Source organism: Mesorhizobium sp. LCM 4577 (assembly GCF_001854795.2).
GTDB classification, from domain to species: Bacteria; Pseudomonadota; Alphaproteobacteria; order Rhizobiales; family Rhizobiaceae; genus Mesorhizobium; species Mesorhizobium plurifarium.
In genome coordinates, this window is record NZ_MDDU01000035.1 from 163,371 (window position 1) to 177,485 (window position 14,115).

General features: G+C 65.9%; 12 protein-coding genes. 2 read left to right on the plus strand and 10 right to left on the minus strand.

The window, feature by feature from the left end:
- Position 1 precedes the first annotated feature (1 nt).
- The 4 genes from LCM4577_RS25670 to LCM4577_RS25685 form a co-directional block, all read right to left on the minus strand.
- Positions 2-595: a hypothetical protein gene (locus tag LCM4577_RS25670; protein WP_071074041.1), complete on the minus strand. Its 594-nt coding sequence runs from the start codon at positions 593-595 to the stop codon at positions 2-4.
- Positions 588-1,907: a hypothetical protein gene (locus LCM4577_RS25675; RefSeq protein ID WP_071074042.1), complete on the minus strand. Its 1,320-nt coding sequence runs from the start codon at positions 1,905-1,907 to the stop codon at positions 588-590. Before LCM4577_RS25675 ends, LCM4577_RS25670 begins: the two co-directional genes overlap by 8 nt.
- Positions 1,908-2,118: 211 nt before the next feature.
- On the minus strand, positions 2,119-2,874 hold the full coding sequence (locus LCM4577_RS25680) for a crotonase/enoyl-CoA hydratase family protein (RefSeq protein WP_071074043.1): 756 nt from the start codon (positions 2,872-2,874) through the stop codon (positions 2,119-2,121).
- Between the two features lie 26 nt (positions 2,875-2,900).
- Entirely contained in the window at positions 2,901-4,670 is a 1,770-nt protein-coding gene (locus tag LCM4577_RS25685; RefSeq protein WP_071074044.1) for an acyl-CoA dehydrogenase family protein, read from the minus strand.
- A gap of 825 nt (positions 4,671-5,495) precedes the next feature.
- On the opposite strand from LCM4577_RS25685, the gene LCM4577_RS25690 reads away from it, so the two are divergent.
- Complete coding sequence (locus LCM4577_RS25690) at positions 5,496-5,732, plus strand: hypothetical protein (protein WP_071035887.1); 237 nt, start codon at positions 5,496-5,498, stop codon at positions 5,730-5,732.
- Between the two features lie 8 nt (positions 5,733-5,740).
- Here LCM4577_RS25690 and LCM4577_RS25695 read toward each other — a convergent pair whose 3' ends face one another.
- The 6 genes from LCM4577_RS25695 to LCM4577_RS25720 form a co-directional block, all read right to left on the minus strand.
- Entirely contained in the window at positions 5,741-7,360 is a 1,620-nt protein-coding gene (locus tag LCM4577_RS25695) for an FGGY-family carbohydrate kinase (RefSeq protein WP_071074045.1), read from the minus strand.
- Between the two features lie 163 nt (positions 7,361-7,523).
- A complete protein-coding gene (locus LCM4577_RS25700; protein WP_071074046.1) occupies positions 7,524-8,252 on the minus strand; it encodes an SDR family oxidoreductase in 729 nt (242 codons plus the stop codon).
- 24 nt (positions 8,253-8,276) lie between these two features.
- Positions 8,277-9,527, minus strand: a complete 1,251-nt coding sequence (locus LCM4577_RS25705; protein WP_071074047.1) for a sugar ABC transporter permease — start codon at positions 9,525-9,527, stop codon at positions 8,277-8,279.
- Positions 9,524-10,360 (minus strand): ATP-binding cassette domain-containing protein, encoded by an 837-nt coding sequence (locus LCM4577_RS25710; RefSeq protein WP_071035481.1) that lies wholly within the window; start codon positions 10,358-10,360, stop codon positions 9,524-9,526. The genes LCM4577_RS25705 and LCM4577_RS25710 overlap by 4 nt, the downstream gene beginning before the upstream one ends.
- Positions 10,361-10,426: 66 nt before the next feature.
- Positions 10,427-11,509: a sugar ABC transporter substrate-binding protein gene (locus tag LCM4577_RS25715; RefSeq protein WP_071074048.1), complete on the minus strand. Its 1,083-nt coding sequence runs from the start codon at positions 11,507-11,509 to the stop codon at positions 10,427-10,429.
- 296 nt (positions 11,510-11,805) lie between these two features.
- Positions 11,806-12,690, minus strand: coding sequence for an AraC family transcriptional regulator (locus LCM4577_RS25720; RefSeq protein WP_041005083.1), 885 nt, complete (start codon positions 12,688-12,690; stop codon positions 11,806-11,808).
- 251 nt (positions 12,691-12,941) lie between these two features.
- Between LCM4577_RS25720 and LCM4577_RS25725 the strand changes: the two genes are divergently transcribed.
- Complete coding sequence (locus LCM4577_RS25725) at positions 12,942-14,105, plus strand: glycoside hydrolase family 25 protein (protein ID WP_071074049.1); 1,164 nt, start codon at positions 12,942-12,944, stop codon at positions 14,103-14,105.
- The last annotated feature ends 10 nt before the right edge of the window (positions 14,106-14,115 follow it).

The window sequence follows — 14,115 nt, forward strand, 5'->3', positions numbered from 1 at the left end:
CTCATGGCTGGATATCCGCGCCGGCGGGTCCGGCGCCGACGGGAATGGTCAGCGTGCCGGCCGGCGTGGGATTGAACCAACCCGGCAGGCCGTAGAGGTTGTCGCGCGGCTTGTAGATCTTGCGGATGACGGTCAGGTCGAAACTTGCCGGTACGGCCGCTCCGTCCGGCAATTGCCAGATATAGGCCATGCGCTCCGGCATACCGGGATGCAGCTCGGGCGACATGGTGGAATCGCGCGTCAGCACTATGAAGGGTTTGGTTGCCGGATCGACCACCGTCGGCCCCGCCTGCAGCACGTCGAAATAGTCCTTGGTGGATTTTGCCGTGCGGTTGGTCATCTCGACCTCCAGCACCAGCGCCTTGCCGCCCGGCTTGAGCAACGTCCCGTAAGCGTATTTCTCCGCGGTGACATAGGCCTTCAAGGGCCGCAGCAGCCACTCGCCTGTGTCGATCTGGCTTGCCGGCGCCAGAACCGGCAGCGGTTCATGCCTTGCGCCGAAAGCGCCGAGCACGCCGGCAGCGGCGATTGCGGCCGCCGTGCCGATACCGGCGACGGTCCATGCCTTCAGCCGTGAGCGGGCGCTTTCAAGCATGCTGCGCCTCTGCCGTGCTCGTCGGTCCGGAAGGCTGCCCACTCTCGCCGACCTGGCGCTTGGGCAGCGCGAAGGCGGTTTCGAGGATCGCGGCGAGGAATGAGATGCGCAGCGGCTCGACCAGGATGCCGGTCGAGGAATCCTGGAATGGGCTGCCGAACAGCAGCGATACACCTTCGGAGAGCACTTGCCAGGTGTCGAGCTCGTGCGGACCGATGAGCCGCGTCATGCCGAGCCACGCCCACGCCGCCAGCCAGTCGATCAGGCGGTAGCCGACGATGAGCGTCACGATCAGCACCACGCCCGAGCTCAACGTGATGCGCACGCCGTTGGCGATCGGCAGGTAGCGCGATCGGTAGCCGGAGATGAAATGCTCGGCGAAGTCGCGCAGGAATTTCGGGATGGCGCGATAGCGCTCGCCCAGGCGCTCGACGCGCCGGTGCACGCGCATCAATTCCTTGTCGTCGCGCACGTCATAGCCATAGATCAGCGCCGCCAGAACCAGCCAGATCACCGGCAGGAGCATGTAGAAGAACAGGTTCACCAGCCTGGTCGTCGTGTCGACGGAGGTGACCTCGACCRGCACCATCGGGGCGGCAAAGGCGCCGGCGATGGGATGCGTGACGCCGTCGGCCGCCGCCTGCAGCACGGAAAAGATGTTGCGGCTCATGATCCAGGCGATGGCCTCGTCCTTCCAGCGCGAGATCACGTAGAGACCGATGAAGATCCAGTTGGTTTCGCAGATGACCACGACGATCTGCCAGAAGGAGCGCGAGCCGCCGCGCTTCTGCATGGCGGTGGCGAAGCGCCTGATCAGCCAAGAGATGACGACCGACACGATCAGCCAGCGCGAATCCAGCACATCGAGCACATTGCCGGCACCCTCGCCGAAAGGCGCCATGTCGAGCGCGACGCGCGAATATTGCCGCACCGTGTCGCCGAGAAAACCCCAGGCGGCGTAATAGGCGAAAAAGGGCAGCAGCGCGACGGTGATCATGCGCGCCAGCCGCGCGCTGCCGCCGGCAGGCCCGGTTTCGCTTTCGCCCTGGGCCGCCTGCTGCGCGGCACGCACGGCCGGCAAGGCAGGCAGCAACGTCTGGAACATGGCCACGGTGACGATGAGCTGTGTCAGCGCCACCAGCGTCAGCAAGGCCAAGCCGGCCATGTGGTTGAGCAAGGCCGCGCGTGCCGCGACCTGCATGAACAGGTCGCCGAACACGATGCCCAGAAGCACCATGGCGACCAGTTGCGGCCAGAAGCGCCACCAGAGTCTCAGGGTCAGAACCGGCGGTTTTACGGCAACGGCAAGCATGTCGGACGCTTCAATCCGTCAATGCAGGCCTCTGATCATTTCGGAAGATTGCGCGTGGGCGGCAATATTGCGGGCCATGTCCTCTCCAGGCGACTCGGCCCCCGCCCGTCGAATTCGTGAGATAGGGCGGCATGACGCGAGTGTACAGACCGAAAATCGCGTTTTACGCGAGTTTCGTTCGAACCTGCCACAACCTGACAGTGTCGTGAAATCAGCTCGCCTTCTTGCGCGTCATGAAAGCCGTCAACGCGGCGCGCGCCTCTTCGGAGGTCAGCCGCTCGCGGAAATGCTCGCTTTCCACCTTGATGCGGGCGACGAGCGCTTCGCGCGGCTCGCGCATCAGGTCGCGCGCGATCTTCAGCGCCTGCGGCGGCTTGGCGGCGATGCCGTCGGCGGYGGCCAGCACCGCGCTTTCCAACGCGTCTTCCGCGACGACGTCGTAGATCATGCCGGCGGCCTTGGCGCGCTCGGCCGAAAAGCCCTCGCCGAGGCCGAGCAGCGCGAAGGCGCCCTGCCGTCCCAGGAGTTGCGGCGCGATCAGGCTGGAGCCGGCCTCCGGTACAAGGCCGAGGTCGACGAAGGGTGTGCGGAAGAGCGTGCGCGGCGTGGCGAAGGTGAGGTCGCAATGCAGATTGAGCGTGGTGCCGATGCCCACCGCAATGCCGTCGACGCCCGACACCATCGGCTTTTGCGACCTGGCCAGCGCCATCAGGAAATCCCAGACCTCGTTGCCGCCCTCGCCGCCGGTGGCGATGACCAGGAAATCGGCGAGATCGTTGCCGGCGGAGAAGGCGCCCGGAACGCCGAGGAAGACATGGACGCGGACCGCCGGGTCGGCATCGCCTTCGGCGAGCGCCGCAGACATTTTCGCATACATGGCGCGGGTCAGCGCGTTCTTCTTGTCCGGCCTGTTCATCCGAATGATCTGCACGGCGCCCTGGCGCTCGACGAGGATATGGTCTGTCACGATTGGTCCTTTGAACGTCAGGATGCCTAAGCGGAAATCAGCGCCTTGCCGGCGGCGGCGAGGCTTTCGGCGCCGTCGATGACGCGCTCCTTCAAGGCGCGCGTCTCGCCGAGCAGGTTTTCGGCGAAGAAGCGGCAAAGCGGGATGCGGCCGCGGTCGGCGAGCCCGCCCTGCGCCAGATACGCGCCGCCGGCGGCAAGCGAGATGAGGCGCAGATAGGGCGTGGCGCCGGCCATCGCGGCGTCGGCCTTGCCCTCGTCCGTGAGCTTCTGCAGGAAGCGCGTCGCCTCGTCGAGATCGGCCAGCGCACGGTCGAGATTGTCGGCGGTGCGGCCGAAGCCATCGATGTTGGAGGTGCGCACGGCGTCGGCCACGGCCTTCAATTCGCCGATGTAGCCATGCACATGCTCGCCGCCGCCGAGCGGCAGTTTTCGCGCTACCAGATCGATCGCCTGGATGCCGTTGGTGCCCTCATAGATCGGCGCGATGCGCGCATCGCGATAAAGCGCGGCGGCACCCGTCTCCTCGATGAAGCCCATGCCGCCATGTACCTGGACGCCCAGCGAGGCGACCTCGACGCCGGCGTCGGTGGAGAAGGCTTTCGCGAGCGGCGTCAGCAGGCTGGCACGGTCGTGCCATTTCGCCCTTGCCTCGCCCTCGCCGACGCGCGCGCGGTCAATCGCATGCGCGCAGGAATAGCTGATCGAGCGCGCGATCTGGGTCAGCGCCTTCATGGTCAAGAGATTGCGCTGCACGTCCGGGTGATGGACGATCGGCGCCATGCCGGAGCCGGAATAGTCGGACGCCTTGCCCTGGCGGCGCTCATTGGCATAAGCGACCGCCTTCTGGGTGGCGGTCTCGGCCACGGCCACGCCCTGCATGCCGACGGCAAGGCGGGCATTGTTCATCATCGTGAACATGCAGGCGAGCCCCTTGTTCTGCTCGCCGATCAGCCAGCCGATCGCGCCGGGCGTCGCGCCCCGGAAGCCGTCGCCATAGATCATGGTGCAGGTCGGCGAGGCATGGATGCCGAGCTTGTGCTCGAGACCCGAACAGAAGACGTCGTTGCGGGCGCCGAGCGAGCCGTCGTCATTGACGAAGAACTTCGGCACCAGAAACAGCGAGATGCCGCGCGTGCCGGCCGGCGCGTCGGGTAGGCGCGCCAGCACCAGATGCACGATGTTGTCGGTGAAATCGTGCTCRCCATACGTGATGAAGATCTTTTGGCCGAAGATGCGATAGGTGCCGTCGCCGACCGGCTCGGCGCGGCTGCGCAAGGCCGCGAGGTCCGAGCCTGCCTGCGGCTCGGTCAGGTTCATCGTGCCCATCCACTCGCCCGAGACGAGCTTTGCGAGATATTTGGCCTTGAGTTCCTCCGAGGCGTGCTTGTCGAGCGCCTCGACCGCGCCCATGGTCAGCGTCGGGCCGATGCCGAAGGCCATGGCGGCGGAGTTCCACATTTCGAGCGCTGCAACGCCGAGCATGGTYGGCAGGCCTTGCCCGCCGAATTCCTCAGGACCGGACAGCGCATTCCAGCCGCCCTCGATCCAGCGCCGGTAGAGATCCTTCCAGCCGGGCGGCGTGGTGACGGCGGCATCCTTCAGCACCGCGCCATGCTCGTCGCCGATCTTGTAGAGCGGAGCGACGTCCTCGCTGGCGAAACGTCCCGCTTCGGCCAGGATCGCGTCGACAAGGTCCTCGCCGAGATCGCCGAAAATGCCGGCGTCCAGCGCCGGCTTCAGCCCCGCCACCTGCTTCAGCGTGAAGGCGATGTCCTCGACCGGCGCGCGATACATGTCTGCTCCTCCTTCCGTTCCGGCCGATCGTAATGCATGGCCGAAGCGAAACCATGCGTCGATTTCGCGCCTTCTTTTTACGTAAACGTCAAACTTTGTCACGCGGATTTTGCATGGGGTCGTCATCGACGGCGGAGCGCGAGCGCAGCGCGAAGCCCGAGGATAGCGACGTCGCGAGCGTTTCGGCCAATCGCATAGATTAAGAGGCGCCTAGCCCAAACGAACCGATCACCGACATCGGAGATTAGGCGAAGCATCTGAACTTCGTCATCCACGGGCAGAGCGACGCAAAGCGGCGCGGAGACCCGAGGATCCATTCCGTTACCTTGACCGTAGAACGCAGCGGAGCAGAATTCTGGACCGTCGCAACGCCTCAACGTCACGGAATGGATCCTCGGGTCTGCGCTGCGTCGCTTCGCTCCTTGCTCCGCCCTTGGATGACGAAATCGCGAGCGTTTCGGCTAACCACGAAGGTCGGGAGACGCTTTCCACCAACGAAGCAGATCGCCGACCTCGGAGATTGGCCGAAGCGCCCCGAGCTTCGTCATCCACGGGCGGAGCGACGCGAAGCGTCGCGCAGACCCGAGGATCCATGCCATGACCTCGCGCGAAGGGTAGAGGCGGTGCAGAACGGAGATCGTTCTGAACCGCTGCAACGCTCGTGGGTAACGGCATGGATCCTCGGGTCTGCGCCGCGTCGCTTCGCTCCTTGCTTCGCCCGTGGATGACGAACCCGTGAAGGCTGCGGCCCAACCTCAAAATTTCCACCACGAATTGCATCCGGCTGGTATGGTCCGCCGATTGCAGACCAAAACCGGACATCCCATGCTTGCCAGACCCGACGCCTATCGCTGCATCGAATGCGGGCTGCCCTACCGGGCCCCGGATTTCAACTACTATCACGGGATGCTCGAGGAAGGCCCCGCTTACTGGACAGATCGCGGCCTGTTGTGCTCGCCGCAATGCTCGCTTGCGCACCACAAGAAGCGCAGGGCCGATGGCACGCTGCCGCAGGAGCCGGCGCCCGATCCGTTCGAGGTTCCGTCGCTGTTCAGGCGCTGATCGATCCCTCAGCGTATGCTGCGGCCCACCGCCTGCAACGCCAGGAAGGCTTCGTAACGGCGGTCGTGCCAAGCGCGGATGTCGCCCGTCGCGGGTGTGAAAACGTCGCCAAGCCGGGACATGGCAGGCATGGCGCTGGAAAGGTCGGGGTAACGTCCGGCCGCGACCGCTCCGAGCATCGCGGCGCCCAACAGCACCGGCTCCGGCGATTGCGAGGCGGCGACCGCCAGGCCGGCGGCATCGGCAAGGAGTTGGCGCACCAACGGCGACTGACCGGCGCCGCCGCTGATGACGACGGTGTCGACGGCAAGGCCGGACGACGCCATCGCCGCCACGATCTGGCGCACGCCATAGCCGAGGCCGCAAAGCCCGGCGACGTAAAGGCCGACGAGACTTTCGACGGAACGATCGGTGCCAAGCCCGGCGATCAGGCCGCGAGCATCGGGATCGGCCAGCGGCGAACGATTGCCGAGGAATTCGGGCACGACATGGATGCTTCCCGCGAGCGTGGCGGCGGCCGAGAGGTCGGTTGAGGCCGCCATGGCGGTCGCCGCCAGCCAATCGACCAGCGACTTGYCTTCGGCCGCGGCGCGCGCAGCAGCCTCGGCTGCGGCCGGGTGAAAATGCACCAGGAGATCGATGGCCGCGCCGGCCGCCGACTGGCCACCCTCGCTCAGCCAAAACCCGGGCACCATGGCGGAATAATAGGGTCCCCACACGCCCGGCACGAAGGCCGGATCTTGGCTGCTCGCCATGGTGCAGGCCGAGGTGCCGAGCACATAAGCCATGCGCGAGGAAATGGTGCCGGCGTCGCCGGCAGCGCCTACCGTGCCGACACCGCCGGCATGGGCGTCGATCAGCCCGGCGGCGACGACTGTGCCCGCGACCAGCCCCAGTTCGGCCGCGGCCGTTTCCGTCAGGCCGGCGCCCAGCGCCGTGCCTGGATCGACCACTTCGGTGCCGATGCGGGCAAATCCTTCGTCCGCAAGCTCGGCGAGCCCGATGGAATAAAAATAGCTGTCGTCCCAGCGCCGCTCATGGCCAAGATAGGTCCATTTGCAGGCGAGCGTGCAGACCGAACGGGCAAGGCTGCCCGTGGCACGCCACGTGAGATAGTCGGCGAGGTCGAAGAAATGCCTCGCCCCGGCGAAGGTCTCGGGCAGGTTCTCCTTCAGCCACAAAAGCTTCGGCGTCTCCATCTCCGGCGAAATGACGCCGCCGACATAGTCGAGGACGGGATGCTTAAGGGCATTGATGCGCCTGGTCTGGTCGAGGGCGCGATGGTCCATCCAGACGATGATGTTCCTGTCGCTGTCTCCCGAGCGGCCGACCGGCAATGGCTCGCCATCGTCGCCAACCACCACCAGCGAACAGGTCGCGTCGAAGCCGATGCCGCCGATGTCCCGGGGATCGACGCCCGCCTTCGCGACCGCTTCGCGCACGCTGGCGCAGACCGCCTGCCAGATGTCGCGGCTCGACTGCTCGGCAATCTCACCGGGCTCGACGAAGAGTGCGATGTCGCGCTTGGCGGAAGCAAGCAGATCGCCGCGCTCGTCGAAGAGGCCGGCGCGCGCGCTGCCGGTGCCGACATCGATGCCGAGGAAGTAGGAAGGGCATAGGGACCTCAAAAGGTAGGGGAGCAGGCAGTAGGCAGTAGGCAGTAGGCAGTAGGCAGTAGGCAGTAGGCAGTAGGCAGTAGGCAGTAGGCAGTAGGAGATGGTCAGCCTTGAACGGCCGGCCGCAAGAGTCTCTTTCCCTATTCCCTACTGCCTACTGCCTAGTTCCTACTGCCTACAAATCATTGCTCTGCGGCAGGATCACCAGATCTCGAATGGTGATGTTCCTCGGCCGTGTCAGCATGAACAGGACGGCGTCCGCGACCTCGGTGGGCTGCATCAACCCGCCGGCCGCCAGCTCGTCCTCGAGCTTCTGCTTCGGCCAGTCGCTGATCAGCGCCGTCACCACCGGCCCTGGCGCGACGGCGCCGACGCGCAGGCCGTGCTTGGCGACCTGCCGGCGCAGCGTATGGACGAAGGCCTGGATGGCGTGCTTGGAGGCTGTGTAGACCGGCTCCCAGACGACGGGGACGAGCCCGGCAATCGAGCTGGTGACGATGATGTCGCCTGTCTTGCGTTCGACCATATGCGGCAGCACCGCATGCACCGAGCGGAACACCGCGTTGATGTTGAGGTTCAGCATGCGGTCCCACGCGTCGGGATCGCCGTTGAGGATCTCGCCGCCGACATAGGAGCCGGCATTGGCGTGGAAGATGTCGAGCTGGCCGGTCTTGTCGAGAATGCCGGGCAGCATGGTCGCCACGCTGGCGGGGCTGGTGAGGTCGACCACCAGCGGGATCGCGCCCGCGCCGAGCTCGGCGACGACCTCCTTCAGCCTGTCCTCGGCGCGGTCGACCAGCACGACGCGGGCGCCGGCGGCAAGCATCGCCCTGGCGCATTCGAGGCCGATGCCCGATGCCGCGCCGGTGACCGCGGCGACTTTTCCCGAAAGATTGTGAGCCATGTGTACCCTTCTCGTTTGAACTGTTCAGGCGCGGCCGTGCGAAGCACGGGAGCGGCGCGCGAGGGAGTCGACGATCACGGCGATGGCCAGAACGGCACCGGTGATCATGTAGCGAAGCGACGAGGACAGATCGAGCAGCGTGAGCCCGCTGGCGATCGACTGGATGACGATGATGCCGAGCAGCGCGGAATAGGCGCTGCCGCGGCCGCCGAACAGGCTGGTGCCGCCGATGACCGCGGCCGCGATGGCGTTCAAATTGACGTCGCCGGTGCCGGCCTGCTGGCTGGCGGAAGCGAGCCGCGCCGCCGCGAGCACGCCGCCGAGCGCGGCGAAGAGCGAGCACAGCGCGAAGGCGCTGAGATAGATGGCGCGCACCTTGATGCCGGCGCGCCGCGCCGCCTCGCGGTTGCCGCCGACGGCGGTCATCGAACGCCCCCATTTGGTGCGGGTCAGCGCATAGTTCATGGCCACGACGAGGCCGACGAACAGGCCGAACATCCAGGGGATGCCGCGCGACTGATTGAGGTAGGCCACGATCAGCTCGAGGCCGATGGTGATCGTGGCGACGCGCAGGACGAGCCCGGCTACGGACGGCGTCGAGAGATTGGCCGCGCGGCGGCGCGCGAAGGTGCGCAGCCCGCTTACCAGCATCGCCAGGCCCGGGATCGCGGCCAGCGTGTGCGAGACCCATTTCGGCATCACCATCAGCTGGCCGAAATCCACCAATGCCGAGCCGTATGGCAGGTTGATCGAGCCGGTGGAGCCGAGGATGTAGAGCTGCATGCCCAGCACCGCGAGCAGGCCGRCCAGCGTCGAAACGAAGCTCGGCATGCCGAGCCGGTTGAAAAGCAGCGCGTAGAGCGAGCCAATCAGGGCGCCGAAGACGAGCGCCGCGATGATGGCGAGCGCAACCGGCCAGCCCTGGTTGACCCAGAGCGTGCCGACCAGCGCCGAGGCGAAGCCACTGATCGAGCCAACCGAGAGGTCGATCTCGCCGACCATGAGCACGCAGACGATGCCGAGCGCGATGACGCCGACCGTCGAGCAGTCGAACAGGAGATTGACCAGATTGCTGCTGGAAACGAAGACCGGGTTGAGGCTGGTGAAGACGGTCCAGATAACGACGAGGCCGACGATGACCGGCAGCGAGCCGAGATCGCCGCTACGCACGCGGTCGAGGAAGGCGCGGACCGCGCCGCCGACGCCGGCTTCATGCTTCACCCGCGCATCGGCGCGGTCGAGCGCCAGCGGAGCCGAATTGCCTTGCTCCGTCATGGGCGCTGCTCCCTCGCCTGTGCGCTGCCGCTGTGATCGCGCTCCATGCGCAGGCGCTCGGCGCGACGCGACACCGCGTTGTTAGACGCGCCGGTGATGGCGCTCACCAGGTCCTGGTTCGAGGCGTCCGGCTCGAAGACGCCGTTGTTGCGCCCGAGCCTCAGCACCACGATGCGGTCGGCGACGGCGCGGACATCCTCCATGTTGTGGCTGATCATCACGACGCCGAGGCCGCGCGCGCGGACGCGGTCGATCAGGTTGAGCACCTCCGCCGTCTGGGCGACGCCGAGCGCGGCGGTCGGCTCATCGAGCAGGATGAGCTTCGGCTCGAGCAGCAGCGAGCGCGCGATGGCGACCGTCTGGCGCTGGCCGCCGGACAGCGAGGCGACCGCCTCGCGCACGCTCGGGATGCGCGCCGACAATTCGTTGAGCAGCGTCCAGGCGCGCATCTCCATCGCCACCTCGTCCAGCCGCAGCGGGCTGAGCTCGTTGCCGAGGAAAATGTTGGCGACCACATCGAGGTTCTCGCAGAGCGCGAGATCCTGGAACACCGTGGCGATGCCGAGCGTCAGCGCCGCGCGCGGGTCGGGCAGCGTGACCGGCTGGCCGCGAAAATTGATCGTTCCCGAGCTCGGCTGGTGCACGCCGGCCAGGATCTTGACCAGCGTCGACTTGCCGGCGCCGTTGTCGCCGACAAGTGCGACGACCTCGCCGGCATGGACGTCGAAGTCGATATCGGTCAGCGCCGAGACGGCGCCGAAATTCTTCGATATGCCGCGCAGGCTGAGCACCAGCTCGCCGACGGAAGCCGACCTTTCAAAACTCTCGCTCATGCGCCGCCTTTCTTGACTTCGTTCCTTGGACATCCGGCCGCCCGTCGGCGGCCGGATGCCAACTGATCAGTTGGTGATGCCGAGCTTCTTGCAGCCCTCGGCATAGCGGTCGACGCAGAGCTCGGCCGCCGTGTTGATCTTCTTGTCGATGATCTCGGCCTTGAGGTTCTCCTGCGTCACCACCGCCGGGGTGAAGAGCTGCGAGGGCGTGTCGTAAAGCGTCATCTCGGCCTTCGGCGTCTCGCCCGACAACAGCTTGACAGCGACGTTGGCCGCGGCGGCCGCGACGATCTCGCTCGGCTTGGAGATGGTGTTGTACTGGTCGCCGGCGATGATCAACTGCAAAGCGGCGATCGTCGCGTCATTGCCGGTCACCGGCGGAACCGGATCGACGCCGGCCGCCTTGAAGGCCGCGATCGCGCCGCCGCCGGTGCCGTCATTGGCGGCGACGACGCCGAGGATCTTGGCGCCGAAGCGCGTGATCTGGCCGCTCGCCCATTGCTGGGCCTTCGGCGGCGCCCATTCCGGCGTGTCGAACTCGGCCAGGATCGGATAGCCGCTGTTGTCGAGGCCCTCGTGGATGCCCTTTTTGATCAGGCCCGCGGCCGCATCAGTCGGCGAGCCGTTGATCTGCAGCAGGCCGCCGCCGGCCGGGTCGACCTTGAGCGCCTTGAGGTGCTCGACCAGCGAGTCGGCGATGGCCTTGCCGATGCCTTCATTGTTGAAGGACACGTAGAAATCGGCGGGGGCCGTCGGGATCGGTCGGTCATAGGCGATCACCTTGACGCCCTGGCTCTGCGCCAGCTTGACCAGCGAGGCGGCGGCGGTCGAATCGACCGGATCGAGCACGATCGCCTTGGCGCCTTGCGAGATCACCGAATTGAACTGCTGCTGCTGGCGCGCCGCGTCGGCATCGGCGTTCTGGTAGATCACCTTGCAGCCCGGGCAGAGCTTCTTCATCTCGGCGACGAAGCCGGGATAATCGTGCTGCTCGTAGCGGGTCGATGCCTGGTCGGGCATCAGGAAGGCGACCGTGGCGTCGGTGACCGTGTCGGCGAATGCCGCGGTGCCGCCGAGCAGCGAGACCGCGAAAACGGCAGCGATCGTCGACTTCAAGGCAAACGGCGATTTCCAAGCATGTCTGGTCATTCGAATGTCTCCGTTTCGAGAAATGGTTTCACCAGGACCTGAGCGGTGGACAACGCCCCAGGCCTTGACTGCATGTCGAACTGTTGAAAGGAGTATGACGGCAGTCGGGGATCGCTCGATCCCGATGAACCACGCGGACATCCTCCTGAACGTGCTGGATTTCGGGCAAACGAACCCCAGCACAGGGTGCCCTGCACCCCGCGTCTTTCCTTCCCTGAGTGTTTCTTTGTTTGATGCAATTCCGGACGAAAGGTCTTCGGACCGGAATGCCTTTGGCTCCTCCCGCTTCCTCCCTGTTAGGCGGCAATCTCCGCGTTGATGTTCTCAGCCAGCAAGGCCCGGAAGCGCGAAGGCGACATGCCTTTCTGCGCCAGGAACTGGCGGTTGAAATTCGAGATGTTGTTGTAGCCGGCGGCGTAGCAGATTTCAGTGATCGACATCTGCGCCTCGCTCATCAAGAGCTGGCAGGCGAGGTTGATGCGCAGGCGGTTGACATACTGCACCAGCGCCATTCCGGTGTGGCGGCGGAAGCTGCGCGAGAAGGCGCTCGGGCTGCGTCCGGCGATCTCGGCGAGCGTGCCTTCGCTGAAGGGCTCGGTCAGGTGGCAATTGATGTAGGCAAGCGCCTGGTTGATGCCGGCCGACATGAAGCCGGAGGGATCGGGCAGATAGCCGGCGCTGGCCAGCGTGCGGACATCGCTGGCGCGGTTCAGGATATCGAGCACGGCCATGAACAGCGCCAGGCGGCGCACCCCTTGCGCCTCCACCAGCTCCGCCAGCAAGGGCGCCGCGAGCTCGGCCGTCGCCGTCGAGAACAGCGCGCCGCGGCGGCTGGTTTCGAGGATGCCGGCGCAGGCGGCAAGCTCGGGCAACGCGGCGGAAGCGCTGGCGATGAATTCTTCGGAAAACTGCACGACACGGCCGCGCAGCGGCACGGTCTCGCCCGGCGGCACGTCGCTGACCCAGTTGTGCGGCAGATTCGGCCCGGTGAGCACCAGATTGCCCGGCTCGAATTCGCCGATGAAGTCGCCGACGAAATAACGGCCGGTCGTGGCGACGACCAGATGCAACTCGTATTCGGGATGGAAGTGCCAGCGGACAGTGCGGAAAGGATAGCCGTGGGCCCAGGCCTTGAACGACTCTCCCTGTCTGATCTGGACGACTTCCAGGTCCGGATTCATCTTCATTTCCTCCCCGCGCGGGTCCGGCCTTGTGACCGGTTGCTGCGCTTCGTCAGGCGGGCCTGTGTCTCCCCACTGGCCGCCGTGATTGAAAGCTTAGGCGGCAATTGAAGCGCCTGCCACCACGGCTTGTCCACCCGACCGATACTTTTTTGACGTTTTGGAGCGAAGCGAAGCAAGCCGCTGTTGTGAAAGCACTTCCTTAACCATAGCGGTTCAGGATCGTCCCCTGGTCAGTGGGGACACCCTGATTGAAAAAGCCGGCGCGCCCTCTTCGCCGCCTGGCGCTTCTCGCAGCTGCGGTTGCGCTGGGCACGGCGGCAAAGGCCTCGGATTTCTCCGAGCCGTGGAAGAATGCCGACCGCCCGCTGGTGATCGACGCCTACGAATACAACTCGATAGACTGGCAGCAGCTCGTCACCGACAAGCGCATCGCCGGCTTCATCAACAAGGCGTCCGACGGCCTGCCGCCGCCCTATGTCTGCTTCGGCGCCGAGGCCGACGTCAAACTCTGCAAGGCGCAATGGAAGCGCTATGCGGTGACGCGCGAATTGTTCCAGACGCGCAAGGTGGTGGCAAAGGCTCTCGGCCTCAAATGGGGCGCCTATCACCTTGCCCGCCCCGGCAACCCGGTCGAACAGGCCAACAATTTCATCGACTTCGCCGAGCCGGCGCCGGATGAGCTGATGGCCCTCGACATCGAAGGCATCGACCCCACGCAATGGATGTCGCTGGAAGACGCCGAGGAATTCGTGCGCCAGGTGCATCGCCGCCTCGGCCGCTTCCCGGTGCTCTATGTCAACGGCAAGACCGCCCAGTACATCGCCGACAACCGCTACCAGTATCGGCTCCTGTCGCGGCTGCCGCTCTGGTATGCGCGCTACAAGCCCGCTATCGACGTGCATTTCCCGATGGGCAACTGGCAGGGCTACGCGCTGTGGCAATTCTCGGCGCAGGCCAATTGCGGCCATTTCTCCTGCCCCTACCGCGTGCCCGGCACGCCCAACGACATCGACGTCAGCGTCGCGCCGATGAGCGTCGACGAGCTGCGCCGGCAATGGGCCTTCGGCGGCCTGCTCGACGTGCCGGCCGACTACCTTGCCTCGATCCCGGTGCCGCTCTCGCGCGAAAAAGCCCTCGCCGGCAAGGTCACGATCACCTATGCCGATGTGGCGACGCCGCCGACCGTGGAGGAAATGGTCGCCGTGCTCGGCGCGCGCTGGGAAAAGTTCCGCGACGGATTCCGCATGCCGGTGGTGAAGACGGTGCCGCGGCGTGCCATCTTCGGCATCGTGCAATATGTCGCCTGGCAGCGCTCCGGACAGCGCACGCCCGAGCAGATCGACGCGGCTTTCGCCGCGGCGGCCGATCCGGTCAGCACCGCCTCGACGACGCTCGACAGCGCCAGGCGCTGACTTCTTCCAA

Excerpts from the sequence above, each read along its gene's own strand:
- LCM4577_RS25700 (WP_071074046.1), bottom strand. The coding sequence starts at position 8,252 with ATGGCTCACAATCTTTCGGGAAAAGTCGCCGCGGTCACCGGCGCGGCA.
- LCM4577_RS25670 (WP_071074041.1), bottom strand. The coding sequence starts at position 595 with ATGCTTGAAAGCGCCCGCTCACGGCTGAAGGCATGGACCGTCGCCGGT.
- LCM4577_RS25710 (WP_071035481.1), bottom strand. The coding sequence starts at position 10,360 with ATGAGCGAGAGTTTTGAAAGGTCGGCTTCCGTCGGCGAGCTGGTGCTC.
- LCM4577_RS25690 (WP_071035887.1), top strand. The coding sequence starts at position 5,496 with ATGCTTGCCAGACCCGACGCCTATCGCTGCATCGAATGCGGGCTGCCC.
- LCM4577_RS25720 (WP_041005083.1), bottom strand. The coding sequence starts at position 12,690 with ATGAATCCGGACCTGGAAGTCGTCCAGATCAGACAGGGAGAGTCGTTC.
- LCM4577_RS25715 (WP_071074048.1), bottom strand. The coding sequence starts at position 11,509 with ATGACCAGACATGCTTGGAAATCGCCGTTTGCCTTGAAGTCGACGATC.